Below are 21,941 nucleotides of genomic sequence, written 5' to 3'. Positions count from 1 at the left end.
CCTGTCTCCTCCTGACCGCCCCCGACGGGAGCCCCCCGATGACGTCCTGCCCGCCTCCGCCGTCCGTCACGACGCTGACCGAACGGCTGCGTGCCCACGCCCGGAACAGCCCCGACAAGACGGCCTTCCGCTTCCTCGGCGACGGCGAGGACGTCACGGACTCCCTCACGTACTCCGAGCTGGACGCGGCAGCACGCGCGTCCGCCGCACGGCTGGAGGCACTGGGGGAACCGGGCGACAGGGCCGTACTCGCCCACACCCCGGGGCTGTCCTTCGTCGTCGACCTGCTCGGCTGCTGGTACGCGGGGTTCGTCGCCGTGCCGGTCTACCCGCCGGTCGGCCGACGGGAGATCGACACCGCCCGGGACATCGCCGCCGCGACCCGGCCGGTGGCCGTTCTCACCGATCTGCCGTGGGCCATGGAGGAGATCACGGCCGGGACGCCCGATGCGGTGGTGCTGGAACCGCTGGACCGCGCGGAACGGGCGCCGGACGGCTGGAGCGCGCCCGTCGTCGACACCGACGCGTCCGCGCTGCTCCAGTTCACCTCGGGCTCCACCGGCACCCCGCGCGGGGTGGTCGTCAGCCACCGCCAACTGGTCGCCAACCAGGGGCGGATGACGACGACGTACGGGCAGGACGAGCACAGCGTCGTGGTGAGCTGGCTGCCGCTGTACCACGACATGGGCCTCATCGGCTCGGTGCTCCACCCGCTCCACCTGGGAGCCACCTGTGTCCTGCTCTCGCCCCTGTCCTTCCTGGAGAGCCCGGTCCGCTGGCTGCGGGCCCTGTCCCGCTTCGGCGCGACGATCAGCCCGGCACCGAACTTCGCCTACGAGCTGGCGGTGCGCAAGGTCGGGCAGGACGACCTGCGCACACTGGACCTCACGGCCTGGCGGACAGCCATCAACGGCGGTGAGCCGGTACGGCCGGAGACCGTCGCCTCCTTCGCCGCGCACTTCGCCGCGGCCGGCTTCCGCCCCGCCGCGATGACGCCCAGCTACGGACTGGCGGAGTGCACCCTGCTGGTCTCGGCCGAGAACTCCGGCGACGCCCCCGGCACAGCGCCGGTCCCGGGCGGCGAGGGCGAGACGGCGGTCAGTTGCGGCGCCCCGCCGCCCTCGCTGTTGATCGTCGGGGCGGACGGCACCCCGGTCCCCGACGGCGAGCTGGGCGAGATCTGGATGACCGCCACCGACCCCAGCATCGGCACCGGGTACTGGGAGCGGCCCGACGCCACCGCCGAGCTGTTCGCGGCCCGGACGGCGGACGGCGCCGGGCCGTATCTGCGCACCGGGGACCTCGGCTTCCTGGCGGACGGCCGACTGCACATCGCCGGGCGCTCGAAGGACGTCATCGTGGTGCGCGGGCGCAACCACTTCCCTCAGGACATCGAGTCCACCGTCGAGCAGGCGTGCCCGGCGATCAGGAAGGGCTGTGTCGCGGCCTTCGCGGTCGGCGAGCGGCTGGTCGTGGTGGCCGAGGTCCGGGGCGACGCCGGCCCCGACGAGCTGTCCGCGGTCCATGCCGACGTCGCCCGTCGGCACGGTCTGCGCCTGGACCACCTCTTCCTCATCCCGCGGGGGACCATACCCAAGACGTCCAGCGGCAAGATCCGCCGCCGCGCCTGCCGGGACGCCTACCGTTCCGGCGCCCTCCAGACGGTGTCCCCGGCGTCCCCCGCGTCCCCGGCATCCCCGGCATCCCCGCTGGACGGGGCGGGCGGGACGGGCGAGGGCGCCGTGGTTCCGGCCGACGGGCCGGACGCCGCTCTCCTGGCGCTGCTGGGCGAGGTGCTGGGCGTGCCGGACGCCGCCGGCCTCTCGGCCGGCCGGGCACTGGCGGAGCTGGGGTTGGACTCGCTGCGTTCGGTCCAGCTCCAACACGCCCTCCAGGAGCGGTTCGGCCGCACCGTCCCGCTGGAGGAACTGCTGTACGACGCCACGGTGGGCGGCCTGGCGGAAGCGGTACGCGCCGGCGCCCCCGACCCGGGCCCGGCGGGCGGGCCGGACCCGTCACCCGGCGCCGGGAGTACGGCCACCGTCCCGAACCCCGGCACGGGTCGGCACACCCCCTCCGGCCAGGACACCTCTCCCGGCCAGGACAGCGCCCCCGACCGGGAGCCCGCGCCGACGGCTTCGGCCGGGCAGCAGGCGCTGTGGTTCCTGGAGCACTCCTCCGCCGGCGGCTCCCGCTACGCCGTGACGCGCGCCGCGCGGCTGCGCGGCGGCGTGGACGCCGAGGTGCTGGCCCGCGCGGTGCGCGAGGTGATGGGACGGCACGAAGCACTCCGCGCCCGGTGGACGGTGGCCGGCGGCCGGGTGACCGCCGACCCGTCAGGCGCGCCCGTCCCCGAACTGGTCGTCCTGGACGCCCCTGCCGACGGCCTCGACGCGCTGCTGGCCGCCCGCGCCGCTGACCCGCTCGACCCGGAACACGGGCCGCTGGCCCGGATCACCCTGATCCGGCCGGAAGGGCAGGACCCCGTCCTGCTGCTGTCGGTCCACCACATCGCCGCCGACCTGTGGTCGCTCGGCCTGCTGCTCGCCCAGACCGGAGAGCGCTACCGCGAACTGGCGGAGGGCACCGCCGACGCCCTGCCTCCCGCGCCCGGCATGTCCGAGATGGTCGCCGCCGAACACCGGCTGCTGACCGGGCCCGCGGGCGAACGGATGCGCGGGGAGTGGATCGACCTGCTGGCCGACGGGGCGGACAGCGAGCTGCGGCTGCCCCTGGACCGGCCGCGCCCGGCCACGCGCACCTGGTCGGGCGACCTGATCCGGCTGCCGTTCGGCACCGCTTTGAGCGAGCAGGTCCTGGCCACCGCCCGCCGGCTGGGCACCACGCCCTTCGCGGTACTGCTGAGTTGCCACGCGGTGCTGCTGGCGCGGCTGTCCGGCGAGCGCCGGTTCGTGGTGGGCGTACCGACCGCCGTGCGCCCCGACGCCCGCTCCGGCCAGGTGGTGGGCTACTGCGTGAACACCCTGCCGTTGCCGCTGGAGGTACCGGCGGAGGGCTCGTTCGCCGGGCTGGTCGGCGACACCGCCGCCCGCTTCCGGCGGGCCCTGGCCGCCCGGCAGTATCCGCTGCCGCTCATCGCCGCCGCGGTCCGGCCGGCCCGGGACACCGCGCGGGGCCCGCTGTTCGCCACCATGTTCGGCTGGACCGCGACGCCTCCTGGCGCCCCGGACGGCCTGTCCGCGCTCGCGGAGGAGATCCCCGGCCGCGCGTGCCGGGTGGGCGGTCTGGTGCTGGAAGCCGTACCGCTGCCGCACACCACCGTGCTGGCCGACCTCGACGTCAGCGTCGCCGAGTCCGACGGCGAACTGACCCTGGTGCTGCGCTACGCCGGCGAGGTACTGGACGACGTCACCGTGGAGGAACTGGGCGGGCGGTTGCTGCGGGTGGCCGCGGCGGCGGTGGCGGACCAGGACGCCCCGATCAGCGCCCTGACCGTCCTGTCGGACGGGGAACGCGCGAGCCTGGCCGAGCTCACCGTGGGCCGCGGCCCCCGGCCCGAGCCGTCGCGCACCATGGCCGACTGCTTCGCGGACGCCTGCGCCGCCCACCCCGACGAACCGGCGGTGGTCTCGGCGGGGCGCACGGTCACCTACTCCCAGCTCGGTGCGGAGGTCTCGGTGGCCGCGGCCCGGCTGGCCGGCGCCGCCGGTTCCGGCGCGGGGGCCCCGGTCGGCGTGCTGCTCCCGCCCGAGCCGCGGTTCGTCACCGCTGTGCTGGCCGCCCTCACCGCCGGTTGCTGCGTCGTGCCGCTGCTGCCCGCCTTCCCGGAGGACCGGCTGCGGTTCGTCGCCTCGGACGCCGGGGTCGCCGCGGTCCTCACCGACCGCGCGCACGCGGCCCGCGCGGCCCGGCTGGCCCCGGGCCGCCCGGTGGTCGTGCTCGACGACCCGGCGCCGCCGCCTGCCGTGCGTGTCCAGGGCCCGCCGAGTGCCGACACCCCGGCCTACGTGGTCCACACCTCGGGCACCACCGGTACGCCGAAGGGCGTGCCGATCACCCACGCCAACGTGCTGCCGCTGCTGCTGTGGCAACGTGAGCGGTTCGGCCTCGGCCCCGGTGTCCGGCTCCCGCAGACGCTGTCGCTGAGCTTCGACTTCGGCCTTCAGGAGGTCTTCACCACGGTGCTGTTCGGCGCCGCCCTGCACTTCCCCGAGCAGGCCGAACGGCTGTCCGCCCCCGGCTACGCCCGGTTCGTCCGGCGGGAGCGACTGACCATCCTCTACCTGACGCCGTCCTTCGCCGCCGAACTGGCCGTGGCGGGCGTGGACATGCCCTCGGTGTGCACAGTGGTGCTGGGCGGCGAGATGCTGACCTACGAAGCGCTCCGGGCACTGACCGCGCTGGTGGCGCCGGACGCGGTCTTCGTCAACGGCTACGGGCCGACCGAGGCGAGCATCAACTGCTCGATGCGCTTCATCGGCGTGCAGGAGGCGGCCGCCGGCAGCGGCGTCGTGCCCGTGGGGCCCCCGACCGGCCGTTCGCGGGTCGGTGTCCTCGACCCCTGGGACGATCCGACCGTGCCGGGCGGCTTCGGCGAGGTCGTCATCGGCGGGCCGGGGGTGGCCGCGGGCTACCTCAACCGGCCCGGGACCGCGGGCCGGGCCTTCACCACCGGGCCGGACGGGCGGCGCCGGTACCGCACCGGCGACCTCGGCAGTCTGCGTCCGGACGGCGATCTGGTCCTGTTCGGCCGGTTGGACGATCAGGTGAAGATCCGCGGATTCCGGGTGGAGCCGGAAGAGGTGCGGGCCGTTCTGTTGCGGCACCCGGACGTCCTCGACGCCGTCGTGGTGGTCGAGGGCGACGGCAGCCGACGCCGGCTGGCCGCGGGCGTGGTGCCGGGGCCGGGCTTCGGCGTCGACGCGCTGCGCGCCTGGGCCGCCGGGCACCTGCCGGCGCACGAGGTGCCGACCCGCATCGTCCCGCTCGACGCGCTTCCGCGCACCGCGCACGGCAAACTCGACCGGGCCCGGCTGGACGAGAGCCTGGCGGCGGCCCGTCCGGCGCCGCCGGTCCGCGGAGAACCGCCGACCGGGGCCGTGGAGCGCCGGGTGGCGGAGGTCTGGCAGGAGGTCCTGGACATCCCGCGCGTCGGGTCCCACGACAACTTCTTCGACCTGGGCGGGCACTCGCTCCTGGTGGCGCCGCTGATCTCCCGCCTCGAAGAGGAACTGAACCTGCCGGGACTGCCGTTGATGCTCCTCTTCGAGTTCTCCACCGTCGCGGAACTGGCGGCTCATCTGGAGATCCTGCTCCACACCGGGCGTCCGGACGACACGGACCGCCCGGTGGTCACCGGCCGCACCCGGCGGCGCGGCGCCCAGCACATCCGGATCACCTTCGGCTGATCCTCCGTCCCCTTGCCCGGACCGACTCTGGAGCGCAGTTGAACGGTCAGAAGCAGAACGACGCGATCCCCGCCGACATCGCGGTGATCGGTATGGGTTGCCGGTTCCCCGGTGCGGACAACCCGGACCAGTACTGGCAGAACATCCGCGAGGGCGTCGAGTCGATCCGGTTCTTCGACGATGACGAACTGCGGGCCGCCGGCGTGCCCGCCCACATGCTGGCAAGCCCCCGCTACGTGCCGGCGTCCGCCGCCCTGCAGGAGGCGGAGGACTTCGACGCCGACTACTTCGGATACGTGGCCCGCGAAGCCGAGCTGATGGACCCCCAGCACCGGCTCTTCCTGGAGTGCGCCCTGTGGGCCATGGAGGACGCGGGCTACGACCCGGCCCGCTACCCGGGGCTGGTCGGCGTGTACGCGGGCTCCACCATGAACACCTACCTGCTGGTCAACCTCATCGGCAACCGGCGGATGCTGGACGCGGTCGGGGACCACGCCACCATGATCGGCAACGACAAGGACTACCTGGCACTGCGGGTCGCCTACAAGCTGAACCTCCAGGGTCCGGCCGTCTCCGTGCAGTCCGCCTGCTCCACCTCCCTCACCGCGATCCACCTCGCCGCGCAGGCGATCCTGGCCGGCGAGTGCGACATGGCCATAGCCGGCGGGGCGTCGCTGCGGATGCCCCACAACGCCGGCTACCTTCAGAACGCCACCGCCTCGGAGGACGGCCACTGCCGCAGCTTCGACGCCGACTCCACCGGCAGCGTGGTGGGCAACGGCGCCGGAGCGGTGCTGCTCAAGCACCTCGACGACGCGCTGCGCGACGGCGACCACATCCACGCCGTCATCGCCGGCACCTCGATCGGCAACGACGGCCGGGCCAAGGCGAGTTTCACCGCGCCGGGCGTCGACGGCCAGGCCCGCGCCGCCGCCGGCGCCATCGCCTCGGCCGGTCTGACCGCGGACGTCATCGACTACGTCGAGGCGCACGGCACCGGAACGCCGCTGGGCGACCCGATCGAGGTCGCCGGGCTCACCAAGGCGTACCGGCTCACCACCGACCGCTCGAACTACTGCGCCATAGGCTCGGTCAAGCCCAACATCGGCCACCTCGACGCCGCCGCCGGGGTGGCCGGCTTCATCAAGACCGTCATGTGCCTGAAGAACAAGTCCATCCCGCCGGTGCTGCACTTCCGCACCCCCAACCCCGAGATCGACTTCGCGTCCGGCCCGTTCTACGTGCCGACGGAGCTGCTGCCGATGGAGGGCGAGCCGGGCCGGCCGCGCTACGCCTCGGTGCACTCGCTCGGCATGGGCGGCGCCAACGCGCACGTGGTGCTGCGCGAGGCCCCCGACCCGGTGGTCGGCGCACCGGAGCCCGGCAGCCAGCTCGTGGTGCTCTCCGCGCGCAGCAGGCCGGCCCTCGCCGAGCGGATGGAGCAGACCGCCCGCTGGATGCGTGAGAACCCCGGCGCCGTACTGGCCGATGTGGCCCACACCCTCCAGGTCGGACGGACCGAGCACGAGTACCGGGCCAGCGTGGTGGCGCGGGACCTGGCCGACGCCGCGAGCGCCCTGGGCGCCAAGGGTTCGGGACGTGTCCGCAGCTCGGAGACCGCGGACGAGGCCGGTTCCGTGGTGTTCCTCTTCCCCGGCCAGGGCAGCCAGAGCGTCGGCATGGGAGCCGAACTCCACCGCACCGAACCGGTGTTCCGGGACGCGGTCGACGAGTGCCTCGCCCTGATGCCCGCCGAGGTCGCCGACCGCCTGCGGCCGCTGCTGCTGACCCGCCGCGACCCCTCGGCCGACGGCCTGACCTCGACCGACCTCGCCCAGCCCGCGCTGTTCACCGTCGAGTACGCGCTCGCCCGGTTGCTGCTCTCGTACGGTGTGGAACCCGCGGCCATGCTCGGGCACAGCATCGGCGAGTACGTGGCCGCGACCCTGGCGGGCGTCTTCAGCCTGGCCGACGCGTTGTCGGTGGTGGCCGCGCGCGGCCGGATGGTGGCGGCCCTGCCGGGCGGCTCGATGCTCGGCGTGCCGCTGCCCGAGGCCCGGGTCCGCGAGCTGATCGGCGACCGGGAACTGTCGATCGCCGCGGTCAACGGCTCGGCGCTGGTCTCCGTCGCCGGAACGCACCAGGAGGTGGACGACTTCGAGGCCCAGCTGCGCGCCGACGGCGTGGTGAGCCGGCGGCTGAAAGTCTCCCACGCCTTCCACTCCGCGATGCTCGACCCCGTCCTGGCCGACTTCACCGCCGAAGTGGCCAAGGCGGCGCTCACCCCCCCTGCGATCCCGGTGGTCTCCGGTGTCACCGGGATGCCGCTGACCGATGAGCAGGCCACCGACCCCGGCTACTGGGCACGGCAGTTGCGCGAGACCGTCCGGTTCGCCGACGGCCTGCGGGAGGCCGTGGCCGCGCCCGGCCGCGTCCTGATCGAGGTCGGTCCGGGCCGCCAGTTGTCGGCGCTGGCCGCCAGCGAGTTGGGGGCGCGGTCCGCGCCCGTGGCCACCCTGATGCCCGCCGCCGACCAGCGCGGCAGCGAACAGGCGGCCCTGCTCGACGGGCTCGCCGAGCTGTGGCACCAGGGTGTCCGCATCGACTGGGAGCACACCCACCGGCACCCCCGCCTGCGGGTGCCGCTGCCCACCTACCCCTTCCAGCGCACCCGGTGCTGGATCGACGCCGCACCGGACGACGCGGCCGTCGCGCTGGAGGAGGTGCCCAGGGGGCCGGAGGAGTGGATCCACCGGCCGCGCTGGGTGGAGTTGCCGCGCGCGACGGGCGGAACCGGGACCACCGCGACCACCGGGACCGATGCCGTGCCGGGCGCCGTCCTGGTGCTGTCCGACCGGTCCGGTGTCGGTGCGGCGCTCGGCGAGCGGCTGACCGCACTGGGCAGCCGCGTCACGCTGGTGGACGCCGGCGCCGACCCCGGTGCCGCCCTGAAGACGGCTCTGGACACGCCCGGCTCCCGCCCGGACGTCGTGGTGCACCTGCGGGCGCTGGACGCCGCTCCCGCGGACACCGTCGAGCAGGAGCAGGCAGCCGGTCTGCGGTCGCTGCTCGACATCCTGCCGGCCGGCGGGGCCCGGCCGCCTCGGTTGCTCCACGTCACCCGTCACGTGTTCGACGTGACCGGCGAGGATCCGGTGCGGCCGGGCCTGGCCACCGCGGTCGGGTTGTGCCGGGTGGTGCCGCAGGAGACGTCCTGGGACTGCCGGGTGCTCGAACTCGACCCGCGCGATCCGGGCGGGCGGCTGCCGGAGACGGTGGCGGACCTGCTCGCCGAGTTGGGCGACACGGCGTCGCAGGCGTCCCCGGTGGCCCTCCGCGGCCGCAACCGGTTCGTCCGCGCGCACGTCCGGGTGCACGCCGGCAACCAGGTCCCCTCCGCGCAGGGCACCCATCTCCTGGTGGGCGGCCTCGGCATGATCGGCCGCACCCTGGCCGCGGAGATCCTGCGCGACCCCGCCGCCCACGTCGTGCTCTACGACCGCGCCGACCCCGCCGCGCTCGCCCCGACGGCGCGGCGGCAACTGGAGGAACTGCGCGCGCTCGGCGGCGACCGGCTGACCGTGCGCCGGGGCGACGCCGAGGACACCGGAGCACTGACCGCGGCGGTCCACGAGGCGGCGCGGCCGGACGGACGCCTCGCCGGGGTGGTCTACACCCCGGGCATGTCCGTCACCGAGGGCATCCGCTCCGTGCTGGACTCCTCACCCGAGCTGTTCGCGCAGCACATGGCCACCAAGATGACCGGGCTGCACGCTCTCGACGCGGCGTTGGAGGACGTGGCGTACGACCGCTGCCTGATCGTCGGATCGCTCTCCAGCCTGCTGGGCGGAGTGGGCGGGGCGGCCTACACGGCGGCCAACTGGTACGCCGACACCTACGTGGCGCTGCGCAACCGGACCGCGGCCCGGCGCTGGACCAACGTCCAGTGGGAGCACTGGCGGGAGGCCGACACCGCCGGTCTGCGTGACGCCGCCGACTGCGGACCGCAGGAGGCGAGGCAGCTCTACCGCCTGCTGACCGCGGTGCGCGAGGACGGGCCGTTCACCGTGTGCGCGGCCGACCCCGATCTGCGGGAGGCACTGGCCCGGCAGGCCGAGGCCGGCGCCGGCGCCGCCGCGCGGCCGGCCGACGACGGGCCGGCGGCACCTTCCGCCGGGACCGCCAAGGCCCGGCCGAAGATGTCCGTGCCCTACGTCGCGCCCCGCGACGAGACGGAGGAGTACGTCGCGGGCCTGTGGCGCGACCTGCTCGGCATCGACGGGATCGGGGTCCGCGACAGCTTCTTCGAGCTGGGCGGACAGTCCCTGCTGGCCATGCAACTGGTGGGGCGGCTGCGCGACGCCCACGGAATCGAGCTGCCCCTCGGCGAGATCTTCCAGGAGGCTACGGTGGCCACGATCGCCCAGCTCATCCGCGCCGCCGGTGAGACACCGCCGGCCGGCGGGCCGAAGGCCGCCCCGGCGGCGGGGCAGGAGCCGGCCACGGAAGAGGAGCCGGCCGCGGACGTGGAGGTCGGTGAGGTCGCCTCGGCGGAACTGGAGGCGCTGCTCAACGAGATCGAGGGGCTGTCGAGTGCCGACGTCGAGGCCGCGCTGGGCGCCGAGGGCGAGGAGGACGCCTGACACCCGCCCCCCCCGGGGCGGGCCGGCCGGGCCGCGGGGTGGACGGAGCTCCTGAGGAGCGACGCCACCCCGCGCCCGACGCGCCCGCGCTTCGCGGACTACCGTCCCGGGCCGCTCCGGGGCAGCCGCCGGCGTACCAGCGCGGTCAGTTCGCGCTGGTCGCCGTGGACCAGGAAGTGGTCGCCGGCCAGTTCCACCTGCTCGAAACCGGCGGAGGTCTCGGCGCGCCAGCCGTCGACCATGGCCTCGGTCAGCGTGTCGTCCTCCCGCCCCCGGACGGCCGTCACCGGGACCGGCAGCGGCGCGCGGTCGGGGCGCACGTAGGTCTCGGTGCACGCCAGATCCGCCCGGAAGGTGGGGAGGACCAACCGCATCAGCTCGGCGTTGGCCAGCAACTGGGGCGGGGTGGCCGTCAGCCGGTCCAGCACCGTGATCAGTGCCGTGTCCGGCAGCCCGTGGACCGGCGGCGTGTCGAACGGTTCCCGAGGCGCGCGGCAGGAGGCGACGAACAGCCGGTGCGGGGCGCGCAGTCCGCGCGTCACCAGCCGGTGGGCCGTCTCGAAGGCCAGCAGCGCGCCCATGCTGATGCCGAACAGCGCGTACGGCCGGTCCAGCAGCGGGACCAGCTCGGCCGCGAGCAGGTCCGCGAGGTGGTCCATGCGGGCCACCGCGGGCTCGTGCAGGCGCTCCGCACGGCCGGGCAGCTTCACCGGCACGGCGTGGACCTCCGGCCCGAACTGCTCCTGCCAGTCCCGGAAGACGGCCCAGCCGCCCCCCGCGTACGGCAGGCAGAACAGCCGGGTCTTTGCGTCGCTCTCCTCGGCGGCGTAGGGGAACCAGGGCGAGCCGGACAGCCGCGGACCGGCCCCGGCGGCCCCGGTCACCGTGCCACCTCCGAGAGCCCGGGCAGGTCCGCGACGCGGGTGGCGGGTGCGGCGGCCAGCGTCTCCACGGTGTGCCGAAGATGCGCACCCAGGTGCTCCACCGCGGCGTCCGGGAACCGCGCGGCGTACTCGATCCGGCCGGTGAGCCCGTCGCGCCGACGGTTCCAGGAGAGGGCGAGGTCGTGCTTGACCTCGACCGGCGGCAAGGGGTGGTGGCTCAGCCGCAGGCCGCCCAGGGACACGGCGTCCATGGGCGCGTTGTTATGTACCACGGCCACGTTCCCGAAGGGGCTCCGGCCGCCGCCGCGCCGGGGCAGCGCCGAGACCAGCCGGGAGAACGGCAGGCCGCTGTGGGCCAGTGCGTCGGCCACCACCCCGGCGGCCCGCGCCAGCAGCGTGTCCAGCCGGTCGTCGGGACCGACCCGCAGCCGCAGGACCACCGTGTTGACGAAGCAGCCGATCAGCGCGCGGCCTTCGTGGCCGCGCCGGTCGACGGGGGTGGTCAGCACGAGGTCGTCCTGACCGCTCGTCCGGTACAGGGTGGCCGCCGACGCCGCCACCAGCCCGGTGAACAGGCTCGAACCGTGGCGCGCGCACAGGTCTTCCAGCGCCGTGGCCGTGCCGTCCGGCACCTGTAGCGTCAGCTCGCGGCCCGCCCACCGCCGGTCGACCGCCGCGCCCCGCGCGGGTCCGGTCGGCGCGGAGCCCCCGTCCGGCGCCGGCGGCGAGGGCGGCTCGCCGCGCCCGGGCCACTCGGCCAGCGCGGACAGGTCGATCCGGTCCGGCGCGCCGTCGAGGATGGTGAGCCAGTGCTCCAGGGCGCCCGGCGGCACGGTGTCCTTCGCCGCGAGCGCGAAGTACCCCTGGGGCGGGTCGGCCGGGCAGGGCCGCTCGCCGGCCGCCAAGGCCGGATACAGCGCGCCGAGTTCGGCCAGCAGCACACCCAGCGAACCGCCGTCGGAGACGATGTGGTGCAAGGTGGTGACCAGCACCCGTTCCTCGGGGCCGGTGCGCACCAGCAGGCAGCGCCACACCGGCCCCCGGTCGAGCCGGAAGGGTGTGACCGCCTCCCGCGCCACGATCCGCGCCGCCTCCTGCTCGGGGTCGGGCAGCGCGCTGACGTCCTCCACCCGCCAGGGCAGGCGCAGCGCGTCCGGTGGTTCCACGAACGCGCGCGGCACGCCGTCCTCGTCGGCCGGGTAGCGGGAGCGCAGCGGTTCGTGACGGTCCTGGACCCGCTGGAGCGCCGCGCGCAGCAGGTCCTCGTCGACCGGCCCGGACAGCCTCACGGCCGCCGGGTTGTGGTAGGTCGAGGTTCCGGGGTTGAGCTGCTCGAAGAGCCAGATCCCGAACTGCGTCGCGGACGGCCGGTAGGGTCCGGGCGACGCGCGCTGCCCCAACCGGCGCTTCAGCAGGGCCCGTTGGGCCGTGGTGAGCCGTTCCAGGCGTCCGGCCAGGTCGTTGCCCGCGCCGCCCACGGACGCGGCGCCGGCTCGCGCTTCCCCTGCCATCTCGTCCCTCCCAAGCGTCGGATGCCAGAAGACCACGGCAGGCATGGGGCGTCCAGAGGCCCCCCGTCGAGCGCTCTTGACGGCGGAGTGCCGAGTGCAGATCCTTGGGTGAACGCTGACGCTCCACCTGACCCGCGCTGTCATTCATCCGGCTCACCGTGCCGTGCGTCCCCTTCAGGGCCCGTCCCTCAGCCCCTGCCGATGTGGGACCACCTACCGGCCGTCTCATGGAGGCATTCCCGCCCGTGGTGGAAATCGACGCCCGTATACGCGCCCTGTCCCCGCAGCAGCGTCGGTTGCTCCAGGAACGGCTGGCCGCCCGCAGCCAGCCCCCCGAGCCGCCCGGACAGGTTCCCGCCCCGCCCCGCTTACGGCACGGCGGGCAGCCGTTGAAGTGGAGCCTGTTCTTCTTCTCGGCCGGCGGTGACCACACGACCGCCGAGCACTACGCCTTCCTGCTGGACTGCGCCCGCTTCGCCGACCGCAACGGCTTCGAGGCGATCTGGCTCCCCGAGCGCCACTTCGACTCCTTCGGCGGCCCCTACCCGGCGCCGGCGATCCTGGCCGGCGCCGTCAGCGCGGTCACCGAGCACGTGGGGATACGGGCCGGCAGCGTCGTCCTCCCGCTGCACGACCCGATCCGGGTGGCCGAGGAGTGGGCCGTCGTGGACAACCTGTCCGGCGGCCGGACCGGGGTCTCCTTCGCCTCCGGCTGGCACCCCAACGACTTCGCACTGTCCCCCGACGCCTACGCCGACCGGCGGGACCGGACGGTGCGGGGCATCCGGCAACTGCGCGAGCTGTGGCGGGGCAACACGATCGAGCGCCGGGACGGCGCCGGCACCCTCATCGGGATCGGCACCCTGCCGCGCCCGGTGCAGCCGGAGATCCCGCTGTGGATCACCGCGTCCTCCTCGCCGGAGACCTGGCGCACCGGCGCCCGTGAGGGACTGCACGTCCTGACCGCCCTGCTGGAGCAGAGCACCGCGGAACTCGCCGAGAAGGCAGCGCTCTACCGCGACGAACTGCGCGCCGCGGGGCGCGATCCGGACGAGCACGCGGTCACCGCGATGCTCCACACCTTCGTCGGCCCCGATCAGGAGGCCGTGCGGCGCACGGTCCACGCCCCCCTGGTCGGCTACCTGCGCTCGCACATGGAGCTGTTCGCGAAACTGGCCAGCAGCAAGGACGTGGCCATCGACCCCGCCAAGGTGAGCGCCGCGGACCGGGCGGCCCTGGCGGAGCTGGCCTTCGAACGCTACTTCACCACCAACGGGCTGTTCGGGACGCCGGAGTCCGCCTTGCCCAGGGTCCGCGAACTGGCCGCCTCGGGCGTGACCGAGATCGCCTGCCTGGTGGACTTCGGCGTCCCACCGCAGGAGGTGCTGGCCAACCTGGTGCATCTTCAGGAGCTGCGGCAGGCCGCGGAAGCGGCCGGCGTCCTGGCCCTCGGCGGCGCCGGGGCACAGGCGTGAACGACACCGCCGAGCGCCTGCGGAACCTGTGGAACGAACTGCTCGACCACCCCGCCGGCGCCGAGGACCTCGACTTCTTCAGCCTGGGCGGGCAGTCGCTCATCGCCACCCGGCTGATCGGCCGGATCACGGAGGAGTTGGGCGTCCAACTGCGGCTGCGGGACGTCTTCGACCATCCCACCCTGGCGAGCCTGGGCGTGCTGGTCGACGCCGCCCGGGAGCGGACGCGGGAGACCGGCGCCCGCGCCGCGGACGACGCGCCCGCCGACGGCCCGGTCCGGCTCGCCCACCCCCCGCTGCGCCCGTACGGTGCTCCGCTCGCCCCGCTCCAGGAGCGCTTCTGGAAGGTCGAACGCGTCCTGCCGCAGGCCGCGTTCTTCAACCAGGTCATGCGGGTGGACCTGACCGGGGACCTCGACCGACGCCTGCTGATGTCCGCGCTGCGCGGCACCGTACGCCGGCACGACGTCCTGCGCGCCACCCTGGAGGAGGGGCCCGACGGCCCCCGGCAGACCGTACGCCCCGACTTCACCGTGCCGGTCCGGCAGCGCGAGTACGGCGACCTGGACGAGGCGGCGCGCGAGGAGGTGATCCGGCGGGCCGCCAAGGCCGAGTCCCGGCTGCCGTTCGACCTGGTCCGCGAGATCCCGCTGCGGCTGAGGGTGCTGCGCTTCACCGCGACCCGCAGCGCGGTGCTGGTCGTCACCCACCACATCGCCTTCGACGGCTGGTCGCGCGGCCAACTGGTCGCCGACGTCGCCGCGCACTACCGGGCCCGGGTCGAGGGCACCGCGGCGCCCGAGCCGCTCGCCTACACGTACACCGACTTCGCGGCCTGGCAGGCGGGCCACCGGGCGGCCGGGGGGATGGACGCGTCCCGCGCCTACTGGCTGGACCGGCTCGCACCGCCCTACCCCGACCTGCGGCTGCCCGGGGCGCTGGACGACGAGGACGAGTACCGCAGCGCCACGCAGCCCGTCGCCGTGCCCGCCGCGGCGCTGGCCTCGGTCGCCCGGCTGGCCCGCAGGGAGAACACCACCGACTTCACGGTCCTGCTGGCGGTCTTCCTGCTCGCGGTGGCCTCCCGCTGCGGCGCACCGGAGACGATGGCCGCCATCCAGGTCGCCAACCGCCGCTGGCCCGGGACGCAGAAGCTGGTCGGCCTCTTCTCCAACACCCTGGTGCTGCGCGCTCCGATCGACCCCGCCGCCCCGTTCGAGGCGTACCTGCGGACGGTCAGGGCCGCCCTGCTGGAGGCGTTCGACCACCAGGACGTCCCGTTGGAGGAGGTGGTCGACGCGCTCCGGGAGCGCGACGGCATCGACCTCGCCGACCTGCTCCAGGTGGGCTTCGCGCTCCAGGACCCCTGGGTGCCCGAGACCCCGGTGCCCGGGGGTCTCCTGCGCCAGGCGTCCGGTCTGGCCGTCGGCGACGACCAGGAACTCGACCCCACCACCTTCGGACTGACGATGGAACTGCGCGCGGACGGGCCCGCGCTCTGCGGGTACGTCACCTACAAGGCCGACCGCTACCCGCCCGACGTGATCAAGGCGCTGGTCGCCACCTTCGACGGCATCCTGCGGACGGTCACCGAGGAGCCGTGCACAGCGGTCGGCCCGCTCGTCGCCGAGCAGGCAGCCCTGTGACCGGCGCCTGCGTGCACCACCTGGTCGCGGAACACGCCCGCCGCCGTCCCGACGCCGTCGCGCTGCACGCGCCCGGCCGGACCGTCGGCTACCGCGAACTCCTGCTGTCGGCGGAGCGGGTGGCCGCCAGGCTGCGCTCGGTGGGCGTCGGCCGCGGATCGCTGGTGGCGGTCTTCGGACCGGCCACCCCCGAACTCATGGCCGGGATACTCGGCACGCTCACGGCGGGCGCCGCCTGGCTGCCGCTCGGCCCCGCCGACCCGCCGCAGCGCACCCGGGCCCTGCTGGAGCAGGCCCGCCCCGACGCGGCGCTGTGCGGGCAGGAGGAGTCCGCCGAGTGGGCCCTGCGGGCGGGCAAGGACACGCCCTCGGTCGTGCTCGGTCCCGACCTGTGGTCGGGTCCTGCCGGGCCGGCCGACGTCCCCGGGCGGCCGGACCACGTCCCCGTACAGCAGGCCGACGTCCCCGTACAGCCGGACGACCTCGCCTACCTGATGTTCACCTCCGGCAGTACGGGCGTGCCGAAGGGAGTCGAGGTCACGCACCGCAGTCTGGTCAACTACTGCCGCTGGGTGGCCCGGGCCAACCGGGTCGACGGCGGTGTCGCCCTGCTGCCCGCCACCACCCGGCTCACCTCCGACGCCTGTCTCCAGCAGGTGATCGCTCCGCTCACCCGCGGCGACGCGGTGTGGCTGGTGGACGAGGGCCTGCGGCTCGACCCGGAGCGCCTGCTGGGCGAGCTGGCCGCCCGCCCGGGCGCCGGACTGCACTGCGTGCCCGCGCTGTGGGAGGAGCTCCTGCTGGTCCTGGAGTCCGCCACCGTCCCCGTGCCCGCCCTCTCCAGCCTGTTCCTGGGGGGCGACCGGGTGCGCGAGGACCTGTGGCTGCGCACCCGCCGGCTGCTGCCGCGCTGCGCGATGGCCAACGTCTACGGGCCCACCGAGGCCACCGTCCAGGTGACCGGCGGCTTCCAACCGGCCGGCGCCGAACTGACCGTCGGGCGGCCGGTCGACAACGTCCGGGTGGTCGTCCTGGACGACACCGGCCGCCCGGTCCGCGCGGGCGACGAGGGCGAGGTGCACCTGGGCGGCGTGTGCCTGGCCCGCGGGTACCGCGGGGCACCCGCCGAGACCGCCGAACGCTTCACCGGCACGGGAGCGGACCGCCTCTACCGCACCGGCGACGTGGGCGCCCTCCTGCCCGACGGCACGCTGCGGCTGCGCGGGCGGCTGGACGACCAGGTGAAGATCCGCGGCAACCGCGTCGAACCCGGTGAGATCGAGGCGGCCCTCGCGGCGTTGGACGGCGTGGGCCGTGCCGCGCTGGCCGTCACCTCGGACAGCCGCGGCGCGGTCGTGCTCGCCGCGGGTGTGGAGTCCGCGCGGGTGGGCCCGGACCTGTCCGCCGCCCTGCTGGCCGAGCTGGCCACCCGCCTGCCCGGCCACTTCGTGCCGGCCTCGCTGCGCGTCTACGACCGGCTGCCGCTGCTGGCGAACGGCAAGGTGGACCGGGCGGCCATCGCCGCCGACGCCGCACGGCAGGAACCGCCCTCCGCCGGGCCGCAGGCGTGGGGCTCCCCGCTGGAGGAGCAGGTCGCCGAGGTCTGGAACGGGCTGATGGACCGGCCCGCGACCTCGCCCGACGACGACTTCTTCGCGCTCGGCGGCCACTCCCTGCTCGCCGTCCAGGCGGCCGGCCGGCTGACGAGGAGACTCGACCGCGCGGTGGACGTCGGTGTGATCTTCGAGCACCGCACGGTCCGCGCGGTGGCGGCGGCCATCGCCGGCCTGCCGCGCCGCGAGGCGGACGGCTCGCGGCGGGACGCCGACGCGCCCTGCCCGCTGTCCGTACAGCAGCAGGAGCTGTGGCGCACCGAGCAGTTCCTCGCCGGCACGCCCTTCAACACGGCGCTCCTGCCGGTCCTCGTCGACGGACCGCTGGACGTGCGGGTGCTGACCGCGGCGCTCGGCGACGTGGTCGCCGCGCACCCGGCGCTCCGGGGCCGCGTGGTCCCCGGCACCGACGGCGGCGAGCCGACCCAGACGGTCGCCCCCGCCGCGGCGCCGCCCTGCCCGGTGACCGAACTCGGCGACCTGGCCGGGCGGTCGGCCGAGCAGGCGGTGGTCCGGCAGGCCCGCGGCCTGCTGGCCGAGCCCCTCGACCCGGTGCGCGGGCCGGTGCTCCGTGCGCGGCTGGTCCGGCTGGCACCGGACCGCTCGTACCTGCTGCTGGCGGTCCACCACCTGTTCTGCGACGGGGTGTCGCTCCACGTCGTGCTGGCCGACCTCGCCGGGGCGTACCGCGCGCGGTTGTCCGGCGGGGTGGGCGCCGACCCCGGCGCCGACCCCCTGCACCTGCGCTACGCCGCGGGCCAGCGGGCCCAGTTGGAGCAGGGACGCTACGCCGGCCACCTGGCGTACTGGGCCGCCAAACTGAGCCGCCCGGTGCCGGAACCGCGGTGGGGTCCCCGCCCCGCGGACGGCGCCGACCCGTTCAGCTTCGTCACCGCCGACGTCGCGCTGGGTGCCGCACTCGGGCGCAGGCTGCGGGACTTCGCCGCGGCTCGGGGCGCCACGCCGTTCATCTGCCTGACCGCCGCGCTCGCCGCCGCGCTGCACGCCCGCAGCGCCCTGTCGCCGGTGCGGCTCGGCACCCTGACCGCCAACCGCGAGGACGCTGCCTGGGAACACGCAGTCGGCCTGTTCAGCACCACCTTGGTGCTGGACGTGCCGGTGGACCCAGCCGCGGACTTCGACACGCTGGTGGCCGCCGCCCGCGCGGAGGTACTGGAGAGCTTCGCGCACCAGCGCGCCCCGGTGGAGCTCGCGTTCGACGCGCTGCCGCCGGGGCAGCCGCCGTTCCACGTCGGCGTGGCCTGGGAACCGCCGCGTCCGCCCCACCGGGTCGGCCCGACCCGCTTCGAGGTGCACCGGTCCTCGGAGGAATCGCAGGCCGGCGTGCTGCCGTCTTCGACCGCGGCGTCCTTCGTCGTGCGCGAGGAGGGAGACGATGTGCGGCTCACCCTGGAGGTCAGCAGATCGGTACTGGACGAGAAACCGGCCCGGCACCTGCTGGAGGAGGTCCGGCTGGTGCTGGACCGCCTGCTGACGTCTCCCGGCGAACCGGTCGCCCGCAGCACCGGCGCGCTGTGGTGACCGGAGCCGTCCACGGCCTGCGCGGACTCCGGGCCGACGTCACGATCGACTACGCGGCCGGCGGCGTGCCGACCGTCCGGGCCTCCTGCCTGTCCGACGGCTGGGCGGGCCTCGCCCACGCGGTTGCCGCCGACCGCCTCTTCCATCTCGACCTCCTGCGCCGCGGCGCGGCCGGCCGGCTGGCCGAGCTCTTCGGCGCCTCGGCCGTCGCCCAGGACATCGCGCAGCGCCGGGCGGGGCTCACCGCCGCCGCCGATCGGGCGCTGGGCGAACTGCCCGCCGACCAGCGGGCGGTGCTCACCGCCTACACCGGCGGCGTCAACGCGGTGATCGCCTCGGCGCCGCCGCCGCTGGAACTGGAGGTGCTCGGCCTGGCCATGGAGCCGTGGCGGCCGCGCGACTCGCTGCTGGTGGCCCTGCTGCTGGCCCAGATGCTCAGCGGCGACGGCGAACACCACCGGATGCGCGCGCTGATGGCCCGCTCGCTGTCCCCCGACGTGGTCGACTTCCTCCTCTGCGCGTCCGACCCCTATCTCGTCGGGCTGGACGGCCGACCGGCCGACGGCAGGAAGGCCGACCCGCCGGTCCGGGCGCTGCGCGCCCTGCTCGCCGAGGCGCCGGGCCCGTCGGGCGGCGACCGCCAGGTCGTGGCCGCGGACGACCGCCCCTGGGGTTCCAACGCCCTGGCCCTGGCCGGCTCGCACACCACCGACGGGCGTGCGCTGCTCGCCAACGACATGCATCTGCCGCTGGGCGCGCCCACCCTCTTCCACCGGGCCGGCCTGCGCTGGCCGGGCGGCCGGGTGGACGGCGTGACGGTCCCCGGCCTGCCGGTCTTCGTCACCGGCGTCAGCAGCACGCTGGCCTGGGGGGCGACCCGGCTGGCGGCGGACGTGGTCGAGCTGGTCGAGGTGGGGCGCGCGCACCTGACCACCCGGCGCGAACGGGTCGAGGTGCTCCACGGCGACCCGGTCGACGTGGAGGTGCAGGACAGCCCGTGGGGACCGGTCGAGGGGCCGGGACCCGACGGTGTCCTGCTGGCCCGGCACTGGGTGGGCCGGGACCCGGGCGCCGTCGACCTCGGGCTGGGCGCGCTGATGACCGCGGGAGACGTCGACGCCGGTACGCGGGCCGCCCGGCGGTCCGGCGGCCCGCCGCTGAACATCCTGCTGGCCGACTCCGGCGGTCGGATCGCCTGGACCGTCTCCGGCCGCTTCCCCGTGCGGGACGGCGCCGGGCCGGTCACGCCCGACCGCGCCTGGACCGCCCACCGCCGCCCGCAGGAGCTTCCGCACGTCACCGACCCGGCCTCCGGGCGGCTGGTCAGCGCCAACAACGGGGTGCGGGAGCTCAGCGAGGTCCCGGGCCTGGCCGCCAACCACTTCTCCGCCCGGCGGGCCGCGCGCATCGGCGAGCTGCTCGACGCCGGCGGGACCTGGGACGAACACCGGCTGCTGGCGCTCCAGGCCGACACCGACGCGGAGTTCTACGCCTTCTACCGCGACCTGGCACTCGGCGTCCTCACCGACCCCGTGACACGGGCCGACGAGCAGCGCGGGCGGCTGCGCGAGGCGGTCCGCGCCTGGGACGGCACCGCCAGGACCGACGCGATCGGGCTGGCCGTGCTGGTCGCCTGGCGCGAACTCCTGCGCGAGTCGCTCTTCGCCGCGCTGCTGAGCCGCTGCACGGCCCGCGACGAGGGCTTCGTCTACTGCTGGCACTCGCACGAGGCCCCGTTGCGCGCGATGCTGGGCGACGCCTCGCTCTTCCCCCCGCCGCACCGCGACCAGCGGAGCTTCCTGCTGTTCGAACTCGACGTCTGCGGGGGGCTGCTGCGCCACCTGGCGCCGGGAACCGGACCGGAGGCGCTGCGGTGGGGCGCGCTGAACCCCACCGGCATCCGCCACCCCATGTCGCGCCTCGCGCCGGAACTGGCCGCGCTCCTGGACCCGCCCCAGGAGGAGATGCCGGGCTGCCCGGAGTCGGTCTGCGCGGCGCGGCCCGGTTTCGGCCCGGCCGTACGGCTGGCCGCGTCCCCCGGCCGGCCCGCGCAGGCGCTCCTCAACCTTCCGGGCGGCCAGTCCGGAGACCCGCGCAGCCCGTTCTACAGCGACCAGCTCACCGCCTGGCTCACCGCCGCCCCCCGGCCGCTGGACCCGCCGCCGACCGGCGGCGCCACCACACGGCTGGTACCGATCCCGCCGGGAGAGGCGTGACACCCCGCACCCCTCCCCGTTCACCGTGACGAACTGCGGGGACCGGTCCGGCGGCGGGCGGACCGCGTCGTGCGCCGCGCGGAGGCCCGCGTTCACCCCCGTCGTCGCCGCCCTGCCCGACGCATCACCGAACGACCGAGAGATCCACGAGGAGAAACGAGTGTCGGAACCCTTTCGTCTCGACGGCGGACGCGCCATGGTCACCGGTGCCGGTCGCGGCATCGGCCGCGAGGTGGCGCTGCTGCTGGCCCGCCAGGGCGCCCAGGTCACCGTGGTCGCCCGCACGGCCGCCGACGTCGAGGCCGTCGCCGGGGAGATCCGCGCCGACGGCGGCACCGCGCACTGGATCGCCGCCGACGGCGCCGATCCCGCGACCGCCGAACGGACCGTGGCCGAGGCGGCCGACCGGATGGGCGGGCTGGACGTCCTGGTCGGCAACGTCGGCGGCTGGGGCGACGTGCCGGGCTCAGCCGGTCCGCTGACCGAGGCCACCGCCGCGGCGATCGACTCCGTGTTCGGGATGAACGTCAAGGCCCCGCTGCTCACGATGATGGCCGCGGCCCGCGTGATGACGGCCCAGGGCACCGGCGGCGCCATCGTCTCCACCGCCTCGATCGACGGCCTGTTCCCCGCCCCGGGCGAGGCTCTGTACGGGGCCGCCAAGGCCGCCCTGATCAGCCTGACCGGCGCCCTCGCGTACGAACTGGGGTCCAGCGGCATCCGGGTCAACGCGGTGGCCCCGGCCCTCATCGAGACCGCGATGACCAAGCCGTGGCTGGCGGACGACGACGACCGGCAGGACCGTGCCTCCCTCTACCCGCTGGGCCGGTTCGGCTGCCCCGCCGACGTGGCGGCCGCGGTGCTGTACCTGTGCAGCGACCAGGCGGGCTGGATCTCCGGGGTCACCCTCCCGGTCCACGGCGGCCAGCAGGCCACCAGCGACGCCTTCCGCTGGGTACGCGCCCACAACCCGGTGCCGCCGCTCCGCCTCATCTGACGGACCGTCACCGGGCCAGCACACGTCTCCGCCGGGAGACGGGAA

Annotated in this window: 9 protein-coding genes; 7 read left to right on the top strand and 2 right to left on the bottom strand. The window is 75.3% G+C overall.

Annotation, left to right across the window (positions count from 1 at the left end; genetic code table 11):
• Nucleotides 1–38 precede the first annotated feature (38 nt).
• Nucleotides 39–5,369, top strand: coding sequence for a non-ribosomal peptide synthetase (locus tag RVR_RS34520; RefSeq protein ID WP_202237856.1), 5,331 nt, complete (start codon nt 39–41; stop codon nt 5,367–5,369).
• 38 nt (nt 5,370–5,407) lie between these two features.
• Nucleotides 5,408–10,012, top strand: coding sequence for a type I polyketide synthase (locus RVR_RS34515; RefSeq protein WP_202237855.1), 4,605 nt, complete (start codon nt 5,408–5,410; stop codon nt 10,010–10,012).
• A 98-nt stretch (nt 10,013–10,110) separates the two neighbouring features.
• Here RVR_RS34515 and RVR_RS34510 read toward each other — a convergent pair whose 3' ends face one another.
• A complete protein-coding gene (locus RVR_RS34510; RefSeq protein ID WP_202237854.1) occupies nt 10,111–10,896 on the bottom strand; it encodes a thioesterase II family protein in 786 nt (261 codons plus the stop codon).
• Nucleotides 10,893–12,407, bottom strand: a complete 1,515-nt coding sequence (locus RVR_RS34505; protein WP_202237853.1) for a condensation domain-containing protein — start codon at nt 12,405–12,407, stop codon at nt 10,893–10,895. The genes RVR_RS34510 and RVR_RS34505 overlap by 4 nt, the downstream gene beginning before the upstream one ends.
• A gap of 245 nt (nt 12,408–12,652) precedes the next feature.
• On the opposite strand from RVR_RS34505, the gene RVR_RS34500 reads away from it, so the two are divergent.
• The 5 genes from RVR_RS34500 (at nt 12,653) to RVR_RS34480 (ending at nt 21,896) form a co-directional block, all read left to right on the top strand.
• Nucleotides 12,653–13,882, top strand: coding sequence for a MupA/Atu3671 family FMN-dependent luciferase-like monooxygenase (locus RVR_RS34500; protein ID WP_237405149.1), 1,230 nt, complete (start codon nt 12,653–12,655; stop codon nt 13,880–13,882).
• On the top strand, nt 13,879–15,528 hold the full coding sequence (locus RVR_RS34495) for a condensation domain-containing protein (RefSeq protein WP_202237851.1): 1,650 nt from the start codon (nt 13,879–13,881) through the stop codon (nt 15,526–15,528). Before RVR_RS34500 ends, RVR_RS34495 begins: the two co-directional genes overlap by 4 nt.
• On the top strand, nt 15,525–18,683 hold the full coding sequence (locus RVR_RS34490) for a non-ribosomal peptide synthetase (protein WP_202237850.1): 3,159 nt from the start codon (nt 15,525–15,527) through the stop codon (nt 18,681–18,683). Before RVR_RS34495 ends, RVR_RS34490 begins: the two co-directional genes overlap by 4 nt.
• Nucleotides 18,677–20,899 carry a penicillin acylase family protein gene (locus RVR_RS34485; RefSeq protein WP_202237849.1) on the top strand — a complete coding sequence of 741 codons (2,223 nt, stop codon included), beginning with the start codon at nt 18,677–18,679 and terminating at the stop codon, nt 20,897–20,899. The genes RVR_RS34490 and RVR_RS34485 overlap by 7 nt, the downstream gene beginning before the upstream one ends.
• A 160-nt stretch (nt 20,900–21,059) precedes the next feature.
• The gene (locus tag RVR_RS34480) at nt 21,060–21,896 is read left to right on the top strand and encodes an SDR family NAD(P)-dependent oxidoreductase (protein ID WP_202237848.1); all 837 of its coding nucleotides are present in this window, start codon (nt 21,060–21,062) and stop codon (nt 21,894–21,896) included.
• The last annotated feature ends 45 nt before the right edge of the window (nt 21,897–21,941 follow it).

The organism is Streptomyces sp. SN-593 (genome assembly GCF_016756395.1).
Lineage (GTDB): Bacteria > Actinomycetota > Actinomycetes > Streptomycetales > Streptomycetaceae > Actinacidiphila > Actinacidiphila reveromycinica.
Note: the sequence above shows the minus strand (reverse complement) of the source record. Positions and strands in the feature narration are given on the sequence as shown.

What these genes read in the sequence shown, in the direction of transcription:
- RVR_RS34520 (WP_202237856.1), top strand. Translation starts at nt 39, where the DNA reads ATGACGTCCTGCCCGCCTCCGCCGTCCGTCACGACGCTGACCGAACGG.
- RVR_RS34505 (WP_202237853.1), bottom strand. Translation starts at nt 12,407, where the DNA reads ATGGCAGGGGAAGCGCGAGCCGGCGCCGCGTCCGTGGGCGGCGCGGGC.